A 20021-nucleotide genomic window follows, 5' to 3' on the forward strand; every position below is an offset into this window, starting at 1 on the left:
TGGCGGGAGGCTTGAGGGGCCAAACGGGATCCGCCGCCAATGCTCTCTGTCGCCAATGTCCGCTCGCCGTCGGCCGCCGCGAGCTACTTCGCCGCTGACAATTACTACGCCAGAGCCGATGCCGACCGGTCGGGCCAGTGGATCGGCAAAGGCGCCGATCTGCTGGGCCTGAAGGGCCGCGTCGAGACCAAAGCCTTCGATGCGCTGTTGCGCGGCGAGCTACCCGACGGATCGAACGTCGGCAATCACGGCCAGTGGCATCGGCCCGGCACCGACCTCACCTTTTCGCTGCCCAAGAGCTGGTCGCTGCTGGCTCTCCTCGGCAAGGACGAGCGGATCGTCGAAGCCTACCGCGAAGCGGTCATCGAGACGCTCGCCTGGGCGGAAAAGAATGCTGCCGAAACCAGGCTAGTCGAGAAGGGGCAGGTGCGCACGGTCGCCACCGGCAACCTTGCCATCGGTCTGTTCCAGCACGACACCAACCGCAACCAGGAGCCCAATCTGCATTTTCATGCGGTCGTCGCCAACGTGACTCGGGGCCCCGACGGAGTGTGGCGCACGCTCAAGAACGACCGGCTATGGTCCCTGAACACGCTCCTCAATTCGATCGCGATGGCGCGGTTTCGCACGAGCGTCGAGAAGCTCGGCTACGAGACCGGTCCGGCGCTCAAGCACGGCAATTTCGAGGCGCGCGGGATCGGCCGCGAACAGCTGATGGCATTCTCCACCCGGCGGCAGGAAGTGCTCGATGCGCGCCGTGGCTCGGGACTGGAGGCCGGGCGGATTGCCGCCTTGGCGACCCGTTCAGCGAAGGAGGCGATCGAGGATCGCGGCGCGCTCGCCGTTCGCTGGGATCAGGCGGCAAAGGAGATCGGTCTTGACCTCGAGCCGCTGGTCGAATCCGCGCATCTGCGGGCGGCGTCGCAGGAGAGGGAGGCCGCGCGGCCGGCCACACTGGTCGAGCGCGGTATCGCCCGCCTGCGGGAATTTGCCGCGCGCATTTCGGGCGAAGAGCGCGACCCGCTGGTGCCGAGCCATGTCTTGAAGAAAGGTCCCGAAGCCATCGCGGCGGCGCAGGCGGTCGCCTCTGGCGTGCGCCATCTCTCACAGCGCGAGGCAGGCTTCGAGCGCGAAGCGCTTTACAAGGCGGCGCTCGACTTCGGTCTGCCGACGACGATCTCCCACGTCGAAACCGCCGTCCGCTCACTGGTCCGCTCGGGCCATCTTCTGGAGGGGACGGGCAAGCACAGGGGCTGGGTCACGAGCCGTGAGGCGGTTGAAGTCGAGACGCGCATCCTTGCCTGGGCGGCCGAAGGCAAAGGCGCGATCGAGCCCGGTATCGCGGAAAGTGAGGCAACCAGCCGCGTCCAGGCGTCGGCCCAGGTCAACCACGGGTTCAAGCTCAACGAGGGACAACTCGGCGCCGCCCGGCTGATCCTGTCCTCGACTGACCGAACCATCGCCATTCAGGGCGTGGCAGGCGCGGGCAAGTCGAGCGTCCTCAAGCCGGTGGCCGAAGTGCTGCGCGAAGAAGGACATCCGATGATCGGCCTCGCGGTGCAGAACACGCTGGTGCAGATGCTCGAGCGGGACACGGGCATTCGTTCACAGACTCTCGCGCGGTTCCTCAAGGACTGGGGCAAGCTGATCGACGAGCCGGGAAATGGCCCTAGTCACAATGAGGCGAAGGCAGCCTTGAGGGACTATATCCTGGTGCTCGATGAGGCCTCGATGGTCTCGAACGCAGACAAGGAACAGCTGCTCCGCATCGCCAACCTGGCCGGCGTGCACCGCCTGGTCCTGATGGGCGATCGCAAGCAGCTCGGAGCGGTCGATGCCGGAAAGCCGTTCGCGCTGCTTCAGCAGGGCGGGATCGCCAAGGCAGAGATGAACACCAATCTGCGCGGCCGCGACCCCGTTCTCCGGCAGGCGCAGGCGGCCGCACAGGCAGGTCTTGTGCGATCGGCGCTCGACCATCTCAAGGAGCACACCGTCGAAACCGAGGGCGAGGGCGCGATCGTCGCGGCGGAACACTGGCTCGCGCTTCCCCCCTCTGAGCGCAAGCACACAGCGATCTATGCCTCGGGCCGCAACATTCGCTCTGCGGTCAACGAGGCGGTCCAACGCGGCCTGCAGGCGAACGGAGAAATCGGCCCCGAGAAGATCGCACTCGACATGCTCGATCGCGTGAACTTCACCCGCGAGGAATTGCGTTACCTAGCTGCCTACCGGCCAGGCATGGTGCTTGAGGTCGCGAAGGCGGAGCGTACCTTGGGGCTCAAGCGCGGCGAGTATGCTGTCTGCGGCATCGATGAGGCGAAAGGCATCGTTCGGCTTGAGGACGAGCGCGGCCGGCAGCATGCGTTTAGGCCAGCCCGGATGCAGAAGGCCGACAAGGACGGCAATCTGGTGCTGTTCGAACGGCGCGAGCTCGAAATTCACCGTAGCGACCAGATCCGCTGGACGCGCAACGATCACCAGCGCGGACTGCTCAATGCCGACCGCGCCAAGGTCGTTTCAATCGAGCGGGGTCGGTTGACGGTCGAGACCTCGAAGGGCGAGCAGCTCCAGCTGAAGCAGGGAGACCCGATGCTGAAGCGGATCGATCTCGCCTATGCGCTCAACGCGCACATGGCGCAGGGGCTGACATCCGACCGGGGCATCGCCGTCATGGACAGCCGCGAGCGCAATCTCTCGAACCAGCAGACGTTTCTGGTGACCGCGACGCGTCTGCGCGATCATCTGACGCTGGTGGTAGACAGCGCGGCGAAGCTGGCAGGCGCGGTGGCACGCAACAAGGGCGAGAAAGCTTCGGCGCTGGAGGTGATCGAGCGCCTGCGAAATGCCGCTGCTATCGGAGTGTCGAAGGGCCTTGGCGAGCAGCCGGGGCGCGATACCGAGCGTGAACTGTCTCGCGAAAAGACCCGGGCAATCGATATCGGGATTTAGTTAGGCGCGGCTACTCGCAGTCTGTGCCATCATTGTCGCGATCGAGGTGGCTCCCGTAGCCGGGCTGCCCCCGCCGGACCGGGCGGCGTCGGCCTTCCGCGCGGCGGTGCAGTTCGGGTAGTACACCTCGCCGCCTGCGCGCTGAGGACTGGCCGGTTGCGCGGAGCTCTGCCCCAGATGACAATGCCGGCCGCCATTCTTGCGGTCGTTGTAGCAGCCATTGGCCGCAAGACCTCCGGAGTGCGCCACGACTTGCGCGCTCGGCGGTGTGCACCAAACGTCCGGATTGCGCCCTAATAGCGGCCATAAAGTCAGGCGAGGACACGCCTGAAAGCTGCCGTTCCAAAGTTTCGTCTGATTGAGGAAAATAAGCCTTCAATCGCAATAGGTCGAAAAATTTTCTTCGCGATGCGTCTTGGTCGCTGAAGTGAGGCGCATGAAATCCTCGTTAAGTTCGGCTTTGCCGTATCGTGACCGTGCACGAATTAAGTTGCTCCTTCATTATGACTTTCGGATGAGCACCACCCCAGCAATCACAAGCGCGCCGCCAGCCAGAAGCCAGGATTGATCGACAAGCAACGCGCTAGCTATGATCAATGCGGCAGCTAGAGGGCCTTTCAAGGACTGACGCTCATTGCGAAGTCCAGTGAGCTGCTCGATACTGAGCGGATCGAGCTGAACCGGCACATATCCTGACTTTGCGATCGAGTTCGCAGTGGCAAGTATGTCGGGCAAGGACGCCGACAAACCCAGCAGCTGACCGCGAAGTCTCTTCAAACCCGACCGAGCGCTGCCGAGCGAGAACCGCTCGGCGAGAAGCTCCGTCATGATCGGCCGGGTCTCTTCGGCGATGTTGTAGTCCGGTGCCAGCGATCGGACGAAGCCCTCTGCAGTCAACAAGGTACGCAGAAGAATGGCCAGATCAGGTGGCAGAACCAGTCGATAATCCCGCAACAGGTCGAAAACGCGGGAAAAAATCTGCGAGAACTCGATGCCAGATAACACGGTCCCCCTGAACTCTCCGATCAACTGATCCAGATCCACCGCGAGCGCATCGCGATCCACCTTCGGCTCCCCCGCCCATGCGAGCAGGACATTCGCGACATCGCTGGTTTCCTCACCAGCGATCGCAAGCACGAGGCGGACGATCTCGTCGCGCCTGGCCTTGGTGAGCGTCCCGACCGATCCAAAGTCGATGAAGCCGACATCCTGCTCGCCGATCATGAAGACGTTACCGGGATGGGGGTCGCCGTGAAATTCGCCGTTCAGGATGATCATCCGCAGGACAGCGTTGGCATAGCTTTTAGCGAAAGCCGCCACCCGCGGGTCGTCCGATGGGCTGCCCAACGAAGACGCGGGCCTGCCGTACAGGCGTTCCTGAACGTTCACCCGCAGCCCGGTCAGTTCCCAATGGATGGCCGGGGTCCTGACGCCGATGGTATCGAGATATGCGCCGATCCGCTCGCAGGCTCGGGATTCCGCAGCGAGGTCCATCTCCCAGGCAAGATTGCGGCCGAAGGTCCGCAGAAACTCGACTGGCCGGTAACGCGCGATGTCCGGCGACCGTGCTTCCACGATCCCGGCAAGGCGTATAAGGAGGCGCACATCAGCCTCCATCCGAGCGGCAGTGCCTGGCCGCCGAACCTTCACGATGACCTCGCTTCCGTCCCGCAGTCTGGCGGAATAGGTTTGCGCTATGGAGGCAGAGGCCAAAGGCTTTTCGTCGAACTGCGCAAAGTCGCTCCGCCAGTCCTCACCCCAGCTTGAAGCAAGTACGGGCTCGATATCTGCGAAGGGCACTGACGACACCTGATCGTGCAGGGTTGAGAATGCCGTGATCCAGTGTTCGGTAAACAGATCGCTTCGGGTGGCGAGGAGTTGCCCCAGCTTTATGCCGACTGGCCCGATGTCACGGAGGAACGCCACAACTGCAGCCGGACGAAATTCGCGAGGATCGATGACATTGCTCGAAGAGGGAATAAATCCGAGGGCTCCGGCGAGATTCTTCGCGCCGTGCCTCATTAGGATTTGGCCGATCTCCGCGGCGCGAGCGATGCTGCTGATAGGCTTTTCCGGGGGCGATGCCATGATTTTACTCAGCCTCGGCCCGGAGTTGGTCCAGATTTTCCGATACCCTTGCAAGAATCTGCTGCAACGTTCGCTTCTCGTCGGCGGCAATGTCGCGCCAAAGCAGACCATGAAGCCTATCCGCGGAGCCTCTCAGTTCGGGCAGCAGATCGTCAAGCTGCTCCGTGAGGATGAGCTGCCACGCTCGCCGATCCGTCTCAGCTCGAAGCCTTTTCATCAGCCCGCGTGCGCAAAGACCTGCAACCGCCTGGCCGATGGTCGCCGATTCCAGTTCCAGTTTCTTGGCGATTTCAGCCTGCGTAAGGGCAGGATCGCGAAGAAGTTGTCCGATGATCCTCCACTGTGTCTGATTGAGACCGATCCTGGCGACCCTCGCATCGTACACTCTGCGCGCGCCGCGACTGATCTCGTCCATAAGATAGAGAATGCGGTCATCATCGGTGATGACCTTCTGCCGACGCTGAGACCGTGACATGGTATCTGGTTTTTCATCCATAGCGCTGTGTAGTCGGATAGCCTCGGATGCCCAAATGCAAACTGCTAAATGCCTTTACTATCTGGCTCACGGCTCATAGGGCGCGAGACGCGTTCACCTTTTACTGAGGCTGCCGAAAGAGTCAGATGACCGATAACTCCAACCAACCGGAGCAGGAGGGCACAACCCCAACGAAACCGCAATCGCGGCGTGGCTTGCGCATCGTGCTAATCCTCGTTGGTCTTGCCGTGCTGCTTGGCGGGATCTGGTGGTACTACCGGCACGTAAGCTACGGACAATACATGCAGTCGACCGATAACGCCTATGTCGCTGCCGACAGCGTCGTTATCTCTTCCAAGGTAGCGGGATACGTCGAAGAGGTCTTCGTGGGGGAGAACGAGCAGGTTGCTCTCGGCGGAGCCCTCGTACAACTGGATCTGCGGGATTATCAGGCGCAAGCGCAACAGGCGCGCGCACAGATCGCTGCGACCCTGGCCGGTGCCGACACAATCCGTTCTCAGGTAGCTGAACAGGATGCAGCCATTCGCCAGGCGCGGGGCCAACTCGCCGCCGCGCGCGCAGCACTCGACCTCGCGAACGACCAGGTGGCGCGATATCGGCCCCTTGCCGCGACAGGAGCCGAACCGCGGGAAAAGCTCGATCAGTATGAGGCGCAGGCGCGGCAGGCGCGGGCCGAACTCGCCGCTGCGCAGGCGGCGGTCGCTGCCGCGACCGCTCGCCGGGGGACCCTGTTCGAGCAGATCAGCCAGACCCAGGCGCAGGCGGACGCTGCTCGCGCTCAGCTGGAAACAGCCGACCTTACGGTTGAATCGACCTTGCTGCGCGCCAGCAAGGCCGGCCGCGTCGGCGATCTCTCGGTGAGGGTGGGCCAGTTCGTGCAACCGGGTCAACGTTTGATGACGGTGGTTCCGGTGAGGGCGATCTACGTGACGGCAAACTTCAAGGAAACGCAGGTCGGCCTGATCCGGGCCGGCCAGAGCGTCAGGCTCGAAGTTGACGCCCTGCCCGACCTTGAGATCGCGGGACGAGTGGTCAGCATATCGCCGGGAACGGGCGCGGAATTTTCCATCCTCCCCCCCGAAAATGCCACCGGCAACTTTACCAAGATCGTTCAACGGATACCCGTCCGCATCGCTATCGATGCTCCCCCTGAAGTGCGGCGTCTGCTCGTTCCCGGCATGTCGGTAGTGGCTACGGTCGACACCCGGAATGCTGCCGGCGAATTGGAAGAGATCTCGAGTCGGACTCAATGACCGAGATACTGGCAGCGCAGGACACTTCGATCGGGCCGGCCGGGAGCCGAAAGAACGCAGACGTTACTGCCTGGGTCGCTGTGGCCGCGGGCGCGCTCGGCGCCATGCTCGCGACGCTGGACATATCAATCGTCAATTCCGCACTCCCCGTCATTCAGGGCGAGATCGGTGCCACAGGCGCCGAAGGCACCTGGATTGCTACGTCATTTCTCGTTGCTGAGATTGTCGTCATTCCACTGAGCGCTTGGCTCGAACGGCTGTTCGGTCTGCGAACCCTCCTCATCATCGCGGTCAGCGCGTTCACCGCATTTTCTGTGCTATGCGGTGTAGCCACCGACCTTACGACCATGATCATCGGCCGCACGGGCCAGGGCTTCATGGGCGGAGTCCTCATTCCGACCGCAATGACTATTGTGGCTAAACGATTGCCGCCGCACCAACAGCCAATCGGAATGGCGCTGTTCGGCATGACTGTGGTTCTTGGCCCCGTGATGGGGCCATTGATCGGCGGCTGGCTGACCGAGAACCTGAGCTGGCACTATGCCTTTTTCGTCAATGTGCCAGTCTGCGCAATCCTGCTGCTCCTGCTGTTTATCGGGCTGCCTCACGAGAAGCCCAAGTGGGAATATCTCACGGACGCCGATTGGGCTGGCATTCTCGGGCTGATCCTCGGACTGGGCGGTCTGACTGTTGTACTCGAGGAAGGGCACCGTGAGGAATGGTTCGAGTCCTCACTCATTCGCTGGCTAACGGTGGTGACCATTATCGGCTTTGCCTGTTTGATTTACGGACAAGTGAAAGCACGCAAGCCGGTCTTGAAGTTGCAGCTCCTGTTCAATCGACAGTTCGCCAGCGTCGCGATCATGGCGCTCGCCCTGGGCATGGTGATGTATGGTTCGACCTATGTCATTCCGCAGTTCCTCGCGATCATTTCTGACTATAATGCTTTTCAGACGGGACTGGTCATCTTCTGGATGGGTGTCCCGGCCTTTCTCCTGATGCCGGTTCTGCCTCTGATGATCCGCAAGGTGGACATCCGCATTGCCGTCGGCACCGGAATGCTGCTGATGGCGATCAGCTGCTTTGTCAGCACGAGTCTGACCGCCGAATCCGGCGGCGCTGTCTTCACTGAAGGTCAGCTTATCCGCGGGGCCGGAATGATCCTTGCGATGATGTTCCTGAATCAGGCAACGGTGGCTTCGGTGGCCAAGGAAGACGCGGGCGATGCCTCGGGCATTTTCAACGCGGCCCGCAATCTTGGCGGATCATTCGCCCTCTCGGCCCTCGCTTCGTTCCAGGACCAGCGGATCTGGCATCATAGCCGGCGGATGGAAGAGACCCTGAATGCGAACAGCGTTTCGCTACAGGACTATCTCGAAGGGCTGGCGCGAAACTTCGGCGGCATGGAGGGGGCGATGGCCGTCCTGAGCCGCACCCTCCAACGCGAGGCGTTCATAATGACCTACAATGACGTGTTCCTGGTTATGGGGATTCTGACCCTCGCGACGGTTCCGCTGGTCCTCTTCCTGAGGCCGCTTCCAAAAAATGTCTCCCTTTCGATGCACTGAGCCCTACACGATGCGCCACTTGCTACCTCCGCTTGTCACTATCGCCTTGCTAGCTGGATGCACGGCAGGGCCCGATTATGCAGGCCCCCCGGAAGTTGTGTCAGCAGACACGGGCACTCGCTTTGTGCGCGCTGGCAGTGATGTGAGCGCATCTGATCCGGTTGTCGCTCAATGGTGGCTGCTGCTCGGCGATCCCGAGTTGACGCGGCTGGTGGAGGCTGCGCTGTCCGGCAACCCCTCGCTCGCCGCAGCGCAGGCGCGCATTGCCCAGGCACGGGCATCCATCAGGCAAGACCGTGCGGGTCGAATGCCATCGCTTGGGGCACAGGCCACCACCGTGCAGGGCCGGCTTCCTGGTCTCGACCTTCAAGGCGGGGCGCCCCCCCCGTCAGAGCAAACCAATTCCGACGCAGAAACCGATGACTCACTGAGCTTTTACAATGTGGGCCTTAACGCCAACTGGGAGCTGGAGTTCGCCGGTGGCTCGCGCAGGCGCATTGAGGCCAGCAATGCCCAAGCTGCTGCAACGGTGGCCAATGCAGAGGACGCAAAGGTCCAGTTGACTGCCCAAGTGGCCAGCACCTACGTCAATTTGCGGGAGGCCCAATTCCGCGCAGAGCAATTTGAGGCGCAGATTTCGTTGCAGGAAGAGATCCTGGCGCTGACATACCAACGCTATCAGCGCGGTGCATTGCCGCTTTTCCCGGTAGGCACCGCGAATGCCGAACTGGAGATGCTCAAGTCACAACTTGCCGAAGCTGAAGCGGATATCGCAGTCCTGTCTGATGCACTCGCTATACTGACCGGACAGGTGCCGGGATCAGTTGATGCAGCGCTCACGACTGCGCGCTCCATTCCCATGCCGCCAGAGCAGGTCGCGATCGGCGATCCGGCAAGCCTGGTGGCGCGTCGGCCTGACATAAGGGCGGCCGAACGGTCTCTTGCCGCGTCGACGGCGCGGATCGGGGTGGCCGAGGCGGCGCGGTTCCCGAAATTGTCCTTCACAGGGATCTTAGGCCTCGGCGGATCCTCGTTGGACGACGTTGTCGATGTCGGCGAATTCTCCGCACTCGCGATCCCGCGCCTCCAGTGGAATTTCCTGGATTTCGGCAGGGTAGACGCTGCGATCGACCAAGCCGGGGCAGCGCGCAACGAAGCAGTCGCCAATTACCAGCAGACGGTGCTTCTGGCACTGCAAGACGCCGAACGTGCCTTGGCTCGCTTCGGCCAGCAGCGTGTTGCGCTCGCTGCCAGTATGCAAATCAAGAAGCAGGCTGACGTCGCGGCAGACCTGAACCGCCAACGTTTTGCCGCAGGAGCGATCTCGAAGGCTGACCTCAACCGGGCCCTGCGAGAACAGCAGCAGGCCTCAGCAGACCTCGTCCGGGCAAAAGGTGCCCTTACGCTGGCGTGGATCGCGCTGCAGAAGTCGCTGGGCCTTGGGTGGCAAGAGCCTATTCGAGATCAATAGTCCCGCCGCGCTGATCAAGTGATCCGGTTGACGAGAAGTAGGCGCCCCTGCCGCTGGCGACCAACTTGTCGTCGGGCTCGAGAACCCGGGTTTCGGCCACCGAAATCTGTCGCCCGATCTTCACGATCTGTCCGTGAGCAGTGAGAGGTCCTGAGGTTGCAGGACGGTGGTAATCGACATGCAGATCGGCCGTCGCTCTCGCCGCGACGCCCCCGGCAAGCAGAGTATAAAGCCCGGTGAGGTCGACCAGTGAAGCCAGGATCCCTCCATGCGCCGACCCAATCATAGGGTTCGACACGATCTCTTCGCGCCATGGCATGGTGATCGCGATTGACTGGTCGGAGCATGTCGCAATCTCCAGCCCAAGCCATCGGTGAAACGGCGCGATATGCAGCATTTCCTGCAAGCGCTCTCGATCGATCATAGCTCCCTCGTCCCCTGTGGCTGAGCCGTATCGGATGAGTGATGGCGCCCTAGGAAATCGACGATAGCGGCGGAGAAGGCATCGTTCGCATCGCCCACCACCATGTGCGTGGCATCGGCAATATCGGTGTATTCTGCATGGGGGGCGAGTTGTCGCAGATGCAAAACGGCCTCTTCGGAAACAAGATCGCTAGAGCCGCCTCGGATGAGGTGAAGCGGAAGCGTGAGATTCGCCGCAGCTTGGCTCAGCATTGCCGATTGACGTTCTTGGCTGTCTGGGTCGCCTTGTCTGGCTGACATTATATTACGGATAAACACCGGGTCCCAGTGCCAATAGAAGCGCCCATCCGACTTCTGCCGCAGATAGTTTTTCAGACCATCGCTCGCGCCCCGCTTGGGACGATGCGGCATGTAGCGAGCGATCACGTCGGCCGCCTCCTCTGGTGAGGCGAAGCCGCTATCGACATGCTCTTCCATGAAACCAACCACGCGCATCACACCGCTGGGCTCCATGCGCGGGGCAATGTCGACCAATGTGAGTGAAGCAAAGCTACCTGGAGCAAGCTCCCCTGCGGCAATCAGTCCAGCGAGCCCGCCCAGTGAAGCGCCGACCAGCGCTGGCTTCTGGTCCAGGCGCGACGCTGCAGCGACCAGATCCGCCGCGAAGTCGCGCATTTCGTAAGCTCCGCATGGCGACCAATCGCTGTCTCCGTGACCGCGCATGTCGAAGGCGATTGCGCGAAAGCCGGCTTGAGCCAACTCGCTGACCACCCTTCTCCACGCGCGCCGTGTCTGCCCGCCGCCGTGCGCAAGAAGGACGGGTTTAGCGTAGGCATCCCCCTCAGCCTCGGCTGTAAGAGAAATTGCGCCTGCGCCCTCAATCGTAAAGGTTTCTCTCGCCATCACTGGATGGTAGGAAAGGCGCGCTAAATAGTAAACCGATTTAGTTTGTGGCTCTCGGCTCCGTGTTGGCTGTCCTGCAGGGCGTTTCAACGACGGCAAAAGTCTATGCCAAGAGGGGTTTCTCCAGACCATTCTCTAATGCACCGGCTTGCGATTCGGTCAGCAGTCGCTGTCCGCTTAATCCGCTCAAAGATATAAAAGCTGCCTTTCCGCTTCCGGCCCAAATCCAGCCGCGACGCTCTACGCCGATCGCCGTCGGTGGCAGCCCTTTTCTTTTCCGACGCTTACCCCCAATATGCTCACGGAGGGCACGTGGACGCTGACGAATTCATCGCAAAGTGGCAGGTATCAGGGGGCAATGAGCGCGCGAACACGCAGCTGTTCGTGACCGACCTGTGTGCGCTGCTCGGCGTCGACCAGCCGCAGCCGACGCAGAGCGATACCGTGCGCAACGACTACGTGTTCGAGCGCCACGTGGTAAAAGCCGAGATCGACGGTACTACCTCCAATGGCTGGATCGACCTCTACAAGCGTGACTGCTTCATCCTCGAAGCTAAGCAGGGCAGCGCTGCAGACGCCAACGCAGTGGACGAGGGCCGGGGCGATGCCTTGCGCGACCTCTTCGGCCAAACCGCCGCTGAGCGCTTCAAGCGCGGCATGGCGAAGCGCGGCACTGAGCAATGGACTGGCGCCATGTTGCGCGCTGCCGGCCAGGCCGATGGTTATGCCCGTGCCCTTCCCGAAGGTCACGGCTGGCCACCGTTCCTGCTGGTGAGTGATATCGGCTATTGCATCGACGTCTATGCCAACTTCGCCTGCGACGGGCGGCCCTACGTCCCGTTCCCGGACCGCCGGCGGTTCCGCATCACGCTGGAGGACTTGCGCGACGAAGACGTACTCACGCGACTGGCGGCGATCTGGACCGCCCCCATGTTGCTCGACCCTTCAGCCGAGGCGGCGCGCGTCACGCGCGAGGTGGCCAACCATCTCGCCGCTTTGGCCAAGAATATCGAGGCGCGCGAGCAGAACCCCGACCGCGTTGCCGCCTTCCTGATGCGCCTGCTGTTCACGATGTTCGCCGAGGACACGCGCCTTATTCCGAAGAAGAGCTTCAGTGCGCTGCTGGCGAAGGTGCGCGACCGGCCCGAGAACCTGCCGCCGCAACTCACCGATCTTTGGAAGGCGATGGACAAAGGTCGCTTTACCGGCGCGCTAGGCGAAGCGGGCGAGACCGTGCGCCGGTTCAACGGCTACCTGTTCAAGGATACCACGGCGATTGCGCTGACCACGGGTGAGATCGACGTGCTGCTCGGGGCGGCCAAGGCTGACTGGCGGCAGGTCGAGCCGGCGATCTTCGGGACTCTACTGGAGCGCGCGCTCAACCCAAAGGAGCGGGCGAAGCTTGGCGCGCATTACACCCCGCGCGCCTACGTCGAGCGGCTGGTCGGGCCGACGATCATGGAGCCGCTGCGCGAGGACTGGCTTGGCGCCCGCACGGCAGCGATGGAAGCGGCCGAGGCGGGCGACCGGGAGAAGGCGCGGCGGCTCGTCGAGGCGTTCCACGGGCAGCTGGCGCAGACCAAGGTGCTCGATCCCGCCTGCGGCACGGGCAATTTCCTCTACGTCGCATTGGCGCGGATGAAGGAGCTCGAAGGTGAAGTGCTCGAGCTACTCGAGGAACTAGGCGACGAGCGCTACCTTGCCGAGCTGTCCGGCCACACGATCACCCCTGAGAACTTCCTCGGTATCGAGATCAACCCGCGCGCGGCGGAGATCGCCCAGCTGGTGCTGTGGATCGGCTATCTCCAATGGCACTTCCGGGTGAACGGCGAGGATCGAATGCCGGAGCCGCCGGTGCTGCGCGACGTGAAGACCATCGAGTGCAGGGATGCGCTGATTGAGTGGGATAGGCGCGAGCTAGTTCGCGACGATCAAAATCGGCCCGTTACGCGTTGGGACGGCACTACAATGAAGCGCCAAGCGTCGACAAATCGGCTGATCCCAGACGAGTCGGCGCGCGCGGAGATCTATAGATACATCGAGCCAAGACAGGCGCGATGGCCGGACGCCAATTTCATAATCGGCAATCCTCCTTTCATCGGGTGCCGTCGGATGCGTAAGCGACTTAGTTCGCCTTACGTGGACGCCTTGCGGTTGGCCTACAACGATCTCTCCGGCGAAATCGACTTTGTAACCTATTGGTGGGCACGGTCCGCGATGCTTGTCGGCATAGGGAAGGTGCGGCGCTTCGGACTAATAACGACCAAGACGATCGCGCAGCCTAGCAACCGTTCGGTCTTACGTGAGCACCTTGAGAAGGATCGTGGACGTCTGATCCACCTTAAATTCGCAATCCCCAATCATCCCTGGCACGATCAAGAGACGACTGCCTCGGTGCGAATTGCGATGACCGTTGGCGCAGCCGGCGACAGCGCAGGCTGTTGTGGACAATAAAAACCGAGAGCCGGCGGAGTGGCACAACTTATCTAGATTTTGACACTCGGATGGGACGGATCAATGTTGACCTAACTATCGGCCCGCAAGTGGCTTCAGCAACAGCGCTTAAGTCCAACTCCAAGATCTGTTGGATGGGCGTAAAAATGTCCGGCGAAGGCTTCAAAATAAGTTCAGCTCGTCGCGACGCTTTCGAGCGAGAGGGCGTCCCCTTGGACCGGATGCCCCGGGTCTTCGCGGGAACCGACGTGAGTGAACTTCGCGCCTGGATTTTTGCTCTGGATTTCTTTGATTTTTCTGAGGACGAGGTGAAGCGGAACTATCCGACAGTCTATGATCACCTTTTGACCTACGTAAAGCCCGAGCGCGATCACAACGATCGTGAAGCGTACAGTGAAGAGTGGTGGCGTTTCGTAGAACCCAGGCCGCGCCTGCGGGCCTCGACCCGAGACCTGCAGCGCTACATTGTTACCTCCGAGACTCACACGCACCCCATCTTCACGTTCGTAGAGAGTCGCCAACTCATCATCGATGGGTCTGTAATTGCAGTGGCGTCAGACGACGCTTGGATTCTGGCAGTCCTCTCCAGCCGCATTCACGAATTCTGGGCGTTACGCGCCGGCGGGAGACAAGGCGCGGGTGATGATCCTCGTTACCAGAATGAAATGTGCTTCGATCCCTTTCCTTTCCCGGACCCCTCCGACGAAACGCTCAAGTTCCGCATCCGCGACGCCGCCGAAAAGCTCGACGCCTTGCGCAAGGACGTGCTCGCGCGGCACGAGGACCTCACGCTGACCAAGCTCTACAACGCGCTCGAAGCGCTGCGCGCTGCCGAGGCGGCGGCGAAGGTGTTGTCCGACAAGGATCGCGACGTGGTGGGGCGCGGCTGCGTCTCGCTGATCCGGCAATACCACGAAGAGATCGATGCGGGGGTGGCCGAGGCCTATCGCTGGCCGGCCGACCTGAGCGAGGAGGAAATCCTAGACCGGCTCGTCGCGCTCAACAAGGAGCGGGCGGCGGAGGAAGCAAAGGGCAAGGTGCGCTGGCTTCGCCCTGAATTCCAGGCACCCACATATGTCGCGCCAGTCGAGCAGGCGGCGCTGGCGCTGCCCCAAGCGGAAAAGCCAGGCATCGAGATCCTCGAATGGCCCAGGGCATTGCCCGAGCAGGTGGTAGTGGTGGCGAGCGTGGTCGCGCGCGCTGAGAAACCCCTCGGTGCGGGAGAAATCGCGCGGGCTTTCAGAGGCAAGCGTGCGGCCACGGTGGTGCCGGTGCTCGATGCGTTGGCGGGCATGGGCCGGGTGCGCAAACTGCAGGATGGCCGCTACGCGGCGTGAGCCGTCCCTACCCACATAGCGGCTAACCGATCAGGAGAGCCGAAGTGGGCAATCTTTCAAGCGGAGGCTGCGAAGGGCTGGCTTTCCGGATCGTGAGCCAACGTCAGACCGGCCGGTTCCGGCCCATCCTGCCGTACAAGCTAGAGCGCCCGCCCAAACCAGATCACCCGCCCCACCACGTGTACCTCTGAGCGGTCCATGTCGCTCCAGGTCGGGTATGCGGGATTGTCGCTAGCGATCGTAATCTGCTTGCCTCCCGGCTTGATGGCGACGCGTTTCACCACAAGTGCATCATCGGCGCGAAGGACGTAAATTCCGTCGCGGAGCCGCGAGGCATGATCGGACGCATCGACGAGCACTTCATCGCCGTCGCTGAGCGTGGGCTCCATAGAGTCGCCCATCACGCGCACGATCGACAGGCTGGCGCTTTTTGCCGACGTCAGACTACGGAGCCAGCGCTCATCGAACCCGAAGCGCGTTTGTGCAGTCTCACTCGCCGCCACTGCGCCAAAACCCGCGGATGCCTCGACGTCGAGCACGGGGATTTCCACGAGGCCGTCCCAAACGACGTTGGCCGGGCCACCGAAAACCTGTTCATCGACGCCGAAGAAGCTCGCCAGGATCTTGCGGTCTTCATCGTCGAGCTTGCGGGGCGAGCCTCGCTTGATGAACTGCTGGATGTAGCTGGCATTGCGCCCCAGCAGCCTCGAGATCGATGCATAACCGTATTTGTGCTTCTGGATCAGCCGGTCAAGCTCTTCCCTGACATTCTCCATGGTCAGTCCTCTACGTTTCTCGTCGGGTATAGGATTCTTCCTAGACTCGCAAAATTCTTCCTAGTAGGAACATAACAGGAACGCAAGGAAGATGTGAGTCGAGGCTAGGAGTGATGACGTTGTTGGACCGGATCGAGATACACCTCATCAAGCACCGCATTTCCGCGACACGCTTCGGCCGCCGCGCAGTCGGTGACCCGAGGTTCGTGCTCGACCTGAGAATGGGGAGGCGCCCCAGACGACGCACTCTCGAACGGTTGAATGCCTATCTCGATCGGATCGAACGCGGCAGTGAAGGCAAAGGGCTTACGAGGACGGATCGTCTTTCTGCCGGTCCGCGAGACTGTCAAAGCGGCGAGCAACCTCCTGCCACAGCCGAGCCCCGTCCTTTTCACCGGATCGAGAAAGCGCGTCTATTCTCTCGGCAATGAAAGAGGGCCCGCGATTGCCGTGTGCCTTCTCAACCCAAAGCGCCATGCCCCACAATTCCTGTTCTCGGGTAAGCGTCACATTAGCCAACCGATAGCGCCTGCGATCGCCAACAGCATCGCGGCCCCGATTATCCACGCTTCGAGATGGAGTTTCCAGGCGTTCGCTTCGTCCTCGGCGCGCTCTTCGTCGGTCCGCCAATCGCGCATCAGCACCACGACTCCCGCCGACCGGTCCAGGTGCGGGCCAGGTTTTCCGATACGAGCTGATCGCCCAATGACCGGCCGCTTCGCATTATGACGCGAAGCTTGCGTCCGTACTGGTCCTCATCGCGGTTTCCGATCGGGCGCAGTTCGAACTCGCCTCCGTTGAGCAGCACGACAAGCCGATCCCGTGCACGAATTCCTCTCTCGTATTCGGCGCTGCATTTCGGCGAGGAAATCTCCGGCGTGTCTATATCGGCAATGCGGATTTTCACGCCCTCGAGCCGGATCGTGTCGCCATCGACCACGCACGTCTTTCGGATCGTGCCGCACACGGCAAAGGTATGCGCCCCTGTGGCTTGCGCGCTAGCTATACTCGCCGGCCAATTGGTTCCGACGAGCCCGCCAATAGCTCCCGCCAGCAGACCACCTCCAACAAGCATCGCGAGCGAGCGGCGCTTCGTCCGCTTCTGCCGACGTAACTCCTGGCGGAAGTCGAAGATCAGCGCACTCGGTTTGCTGTCGCACTGCTTGTTTGATCTGCGCCGGAACATCATGCCCAGGCCAGGCAGGTCGCGATGAGGAGCGCGCATTTCATTCTGATTGTCTGCCATCACCGCTGACACGAGCCAAGTCCTGCATATCGTAGTTCCGAAGCTTTTGTGCTAAGATGCGGGCACCTCCTCTCCCAATTTCTTTCAGGAGAGCGGAGATGGGCGGCGCTGGTTTGTGAAGGAGATGGTCGATGAGCGATCCAGACAAATCCCGGAACGCCGGTGGGCAGGATTGGCAGGGCTTTGCCGAGGTCGATCGAGCCATCGCCGAGAACCGATTGACGGCTTACACCTGGAAGAAGACCTGGGCCGACCCTTGGGGGCGTCTCAAGCTAATCATGATCTTCCTAGCCCTTGTAGCATTCGCAGCCTTTGTGATCGTGCAGGACGTAATTCTCTAGTGATCACCATTTCTTGACCTGGTCAGCCGCTTCTTCTGAGGCCCCCCGAGCATCACGGGTGCGACCGTCTAGATAGTCAGTAACACGATCCAGTCGCTGAGAACCGCGAGTTTGTGCTCGCTCGACTTCACGTTCAATCTCCTCGCCCTCTCCGGACAAGTCTGACAGCGTACTTGGAGACACTCCGAGCATTACCGAACCGCGGACATCGCCTTGTGAACTCACATCTGGGCGTGAGACCGGCGAATAAGGAGGCAGGACAAGCTCGTCGGCGATTTCGCCATGCAGCTGATCCGCATAGCTTTCGACGAAGCGCGCCTGCAACTGCTGCCCTTGCGCGCTCATCTGGAACTCGATGTCATCGAAGTGCACCGGGCCGTAATAGTCTCGATTGGCCTCAATCTCGGCCATGCCCCATTCGCGGTAGGCCTGGCTGAGATTGAGCGATCCCGCCGCAGTGGCGCTTTCGTACCAGCTCGCCTGATTCTCCAGACGGCTGGCAAGCTCTTCGGCGCGGCGTGCTTCGACGGTGTAGCTCTGCGCCTCGGTGAGCGAGGTGGTGAGGCCCGAGGCACTGCTCGAGACCAGCGCTTCCGAGCTCGAATTTGTCTCGCGCAGGAAGCCCTCGCGCGTGGTCGACCAGCTCTGGCTCTCGGAGATCTGCCTGAGCGCGCCGAGCAGCCGTGACCGGTCCTCCGACGCGATCCCGATGTCGCTGTCGGTCCAGCTCTGGTTGCGCCCACCTCTCACTCCCAGTGTTGCGGATCCCGCACCGCGTTCACCCTTCAGGCCAAGCCCCGCATCGCCATTGAGGAACCACGAGACACTGATGTCATCTGCGGCGCGGCGCGACAGACCGAATTGCTGCTGAAGCGTCCGCGATGCGTTGTCGACCTCGCTGAATGCGCTGCCGATGCTGTCGCTGTTGGAGGTACCGCTGACGCTCTCGTTCGAGCGCGAGCGCGTGTACGCATCGCGGATCTCGTTAAACCGTGTGACAGCCGAGCTGGTCGATTGCTGGGCGAGGTTGGAGAAGGTCTCGCTCTGCCCGCGGCTCTGGCTCGCCATGGTCGAGAGCCTGCCGCTGAAATCCTGTCCCAGCGTCGGGCTGAACGGATAGCTCGAGGTTGGCACATGCGCGAACTCGGCACCGGGGAAGCTGGTGGTCTGTGTGCCGCTGTCACCGAAGCTGCGCGTCTGGCCCGCGCCATAGGCGATGTTGGGCGCAAGGCTGCCTTGCGCGAACTGGCGCGAGAACACGCTCGAATTGTCGATGTTCGAATTGCCGAGCGAGACGTTACCCGTGCTCGCTTCGCGCGCGGCTTCCTCGGCCGCGTTCTGGCTCGGGTTGAGGTAGGAGGTCGCCTGGGTGGAGATGGCCATGGCGCCCTTGGCGACGCCGCCGGCGAGGAACGGCACCGAGGCGACGAGATAGCCGGCCAGCACGCCGATATCGCTGTTGACGTCGCTCATTCCGCCAAAGGTCGCCAGACTCAGCCCTGTGCTGCCGCTGGCTGCCGCGACATCGCTCGCGCCCTTGAACATGAGGATCATGTGCAGGATGACGAACAGCGGTCCCCAGGCGGCAAGATAGAAGAAGCCCGTGACGTAGCCCCTGAGCGCTAGAGGTCCGCTCCTGGGCATCAGGAACAGCGGAAAGAGCACCGGAAACAGCGCGTAGAATACGACGGTCAGCACGACGTTGAGGATAGGCACCCATTTCATGGCATTGTGCGCGATTGACGAATAGGTCCGCTCGGTCTGGATATCGGCGCGGGTCTGCGCGAAGACATCGACGCTGGTCGTGCCGCTCGCGCCGGCAAAGCCGTGCATCGCCTGGTTCATTGCATTGATGGTGAGGACCTGTCGGAAGATGGCGCTCGCGCTTTGCGAGACGCCGCTCAGATACTGATAGGCGACCGGCAGGTCGGCGAGAAGCTTGGCCCTGGCGAGCGCTTCGGTCTGGCGCGGGTAGAGCTGGCGGCCCGCGACCAGCGTCATCTCGTCGATGAGGCCGGCCCACTGGTTCGAGAGCGACGTATAGGCTTCGCGGCAGGTAACAATCGAGGCGGTGACGCTGTCATCAGCCTGGCGGGTCACGAACTTCTGCGCGCGCGCCGCGCTGCCGGGCGCGATCGCCGCCCAGATGTCACTGCTCTGCGACAACTCCTTCATCGAGTAGCGGCCGAGCAGCAGGTCATAGAACACGCATTGCCGGACATGCTCGTCGAAATTGGCGGCGAACTCGGGATCGTTGATGCGCAGCGAGCGCGTCGCCTCGAGCAGCCGCGCACCGTAGATCATGCCGTTCTTCGAATAGTTAAGGTCGTCCGGCAGGCCGAAGACGAGCTCGGCCGAACGGGTGAGATAGTCGCCGGCCTGGCTGGTGAAGCTCGCCATCAGCGCGAGCCCCAGCGGGACACTGGCGACCGTGGCCGGAGCAAGGCCCGGATTGACGCGGTCGGTGACATGCACGTCCATCCGCGGCACCATCAGGCACATGTAGATGAGCGTCGCGCCAAGGAACCAGTTAAGCCAGGCGCGCCAGTCCTGATTGAAGGCGAGCACGATGACCGCCAGTGCCATTCCCATCACCAGCGCGACCTGAATCAGGCTTTTGTAGCCGCCCGCACCGGTCCAGGCGGCGACTGCGTTCAGGACGTTGACGATGTATTCGCCGCCGCCGACCGTGAATATCTCGACCACTTGCCTTGAT

17 protein-coding genes are annotated in these 20021 nt (G+C 61.9%); 7 read left to right on the plus strand and 10 right to left on the minus strand.

From position 1 onward, the window contains the following. Positions 1 to 39 precede the first annotated feature (39 nt). Positions 40 to 2949 (plus strand): MobF family relaxase, encoded by a 2910-nt coding sequence (mobF, locus tag H7V21_RS10545; protein ID WP_188053682.1) that lies wholly within the window; start codon positions 40 to 42, stop codon positions 2947 to 2949. Positions 2950 to 2959: 10 nt separating this feature from the next. On the opposite strand, the gene H7V21_RS16025 is transcribed toward mobF, so the two are convergent. From H7V21_RS16025 to H7V21_RS16030, 3 genes are all read right to left on the minus strand, one after another. After that, entirely contained in the window at positions 2960 to 3133 is a 174-nt protein-coding gene (locus H7V21_RS16025) for an excalibur calcium-binding domain-containing protein (protein ID WP_407701511.1), read from the minus strand. Positions 3134 to 3450: 317 nt separating this feature from the next. After that, positions 3451 to 5037, minus strand: coding sequence for an ABC1 kinase family protein (locus H7V21_RS10555; RefSeq protein WP_188053684.1), 1587 nt, complete (start codon positions 5035 to 5037; stop codon positions 3451 to 3453). Between the two features lie 4 nt (positions 5038 to 5041). Further along, complete coding sequence (locus tag H7V21_RS16030; protein WP_086741076.1) at positions 5042 to 5533, minus strand: MarR family transcriptional regulator; 492 nt, start codon at positions 5531 to 5533, stop codon at positions 5042 to 5044. 125 nt (positions 5534 to 5658) lie between these two features. On the opposite strand from H7V21_RS16030, the gene H7V21_RS10565 reads away from it, so the two are divergent. From H7V21_RS10565 to H7V21_RS10575, 3 genes are read left to right on the plus strand one after another with little or no spacing between them, the layout of a single operon-like run. Beyond that, positions 5659 to 6786 carry an HlyD family secretion protein gene (locus H7V21_RS10565; RefSeq protein WP_086741073.1) on the plus strand — a complete coding sequence of 376 codons (1128 nt, stop codon included), beginning with the start codon at positions 5659 to 5661 and terminating at the stop codon, positions 6784 to 6786. Next, on the plus strand, positions 6783 to 8354 hold the full coding sequence (locus tag H7V21_RS10570; protein WP_086741071.1) for an MDR family MFS transporter: 1572 nt from the start codon (positions 6783 to 6785) through the stop codon (positions 8352 to 8354). Before H7V21_RS10565 ends, H7V21_RS10570 begins: the two co-directional genes overlap by 4 nt. Positions 8355 to 8364: 10 nt before the next feature. Continuing rightward, positions 8365 to 9825: an efflux transporter outer membrane subunit gene (locus H7V21_RS10575; RefSeq protein WP_188053686.1), complete on the plus strand. Its 1461-nt coding sequence runs from the start codon at positions 8365 to 8367 to the stop codon at positions 9823 to 9825. Here H7V21_RS10575 and H7V21_RS10580 read toward each other — a convergent pair. After that, entirely contained in the window at positions 9809 to 10249 is a 441-nt protein-coding gene (locus tag H7V21_RS10580) for a hotdog fold thioesterase (protein ID WP_188053688.1), read from the minus strand. The genes H7V21_RS10575 and H7V21_RS10580 overlap by 17 nt on opposite strands. Beyond that, positions 10246 to 11151 carry an alpha/beta fold hydrolase gene (locus tag H7V21_RS10585; protein ID WP_066581753.1) on the minus strand — a complete coding sequence of 302 codons (906 nt, stop codon included), beginning with the start codon at positions 11149 to 11151 and terminating at the stop codon, positions 10246 to 10248. Before H7V21_RS10585 ends, H7V21_RS10580 begins: the two co-directional genes overlap by 4 nt. A 312-nt stretch (positions 11152 to 11463) precedes the next feature. Between H7V21_RS10585 and H7V21_RS15730 the strand changes: the two genes are divergently transcribed. After that, positions 11464 to 13605, plus strand: coding sequence for a DNA methyltransferase (locus H7V21_RS15730; protein ID WP_223177011.1), 2142 nt, complete (start codon positions 11464 to 11466; stop codon positions 13603 to 13605). 50 nt (positions 13606 to 13655) lie between these two features. Next, positions 13656 to 14942 carry a type IIL restriction-modification enzyme MmeI gene (locus H7V21_RS15735; protein ID WP_223177012.1) on the plus strand — a complete coding sequence of 429 codons (1287 nt, stop codon included), beginning with the start codon at positions 13656 to 13658 and terminating at the stop codon, positions 14940 to 14942. 140 nt (positions 14943 to 15082) lie between these two features. On the opposite strand, the gene H7V21_RS10595 is transcribed toward H7V21_RS15735, so the two are convergent. From H7V21_RS10595 to H7V21_RS10605, 4 genes are all read right to left on the minus strand, one after another. Next, positions 15083 to 15718, minus strand: a complete 636-nt coding sequence (locus tag H7V21_RS10595; protein WP_120717199.1) for a helix-turn-helix transcriptional regulator — start codon at positions 15716 to 15718, stop codon at positions 15083 to 15085. Positions 15719 to 16024: 306 nt separating this feature from the next. Then, positions 16025 to 16195 carry a DUF6961 family protein gene (locus tag H7V21_RS16035; RefSeq protein ID WP_410482677.1) on the minus strand — a complete coding sequence of 57 codons (171 nt, stop codon included), beginning with the start codon at positions 16193 to 16195 and terminating at the stop codon, positions 16025 to 16027. 29 nt (positions 16196 to 16224) lie between these two features. Further along, positions 16225 to 16362 (minus strand): hypothetical protein, encoded by a 138-nt coding sequence (locus H7V21_RS10600; RefSeq protein WP_162935725.1) that lies wholly within the window; start codon positions 16360 to 16362, stop codon positions 16225 to 16227. Beyond that, a complete protein-coding gene (locus H7V21_RS10605) occupies positions 16356 to 16964 on the minus strand; it encodes a thermonuclease family protein (RefSeq protein ID WP_316714896.1) in 609 nt (202 codons plus the stop codon). Before H7V21_RS10605 ends, H7V21_RS10600 begins: the two co-directional genes overlap by 7 nt. A gap of 131 nt (positions 16965 to 17095) precedes the next feature. On the opposite strand from H7V21_RS10605, the gene H7V21_RS10610 reads away from it, so the two are divergent. Then, on the plus strand, positions 17096 to 17305 hold the full coding sequence (locus H7V21_RS10610) for a hypothetical protein (protein ID WP_120717201.1): 210 nt from the start codon (positions 17096 to 17098) through the stop codon (positions 17303 to 17305). Positions 17306 to 17308: 3 nt separating this feature from the next. Here H7V21_RS10610 and H7V21_RS10615 read toward each other — a convergent pair whose 3' ends face one another. Next, positions 17309 to 20011, minus strand: a complete 2703-nt coding sequence (locus tag H7V21_RS10615) for a conjugal transfer protein TraG N-terminal domain-containing protein (RefSeq protein ID WP_188053690.1) — start codon at positions 20009 to 20011, stop codon at positions 17309 to 17311. Positions 20012 to 20021 lie beyond the last annotated feature (10 nt).

The organism is Sphingosinithalassobacter sp. CS137 (genome assembly GCF_014334115.1).
GTDB lineage: Bacteria > Pseudomonadota > Alphaproteobacteria > Sphingomonadales > Sphingomonadaceae > Sphingomonas.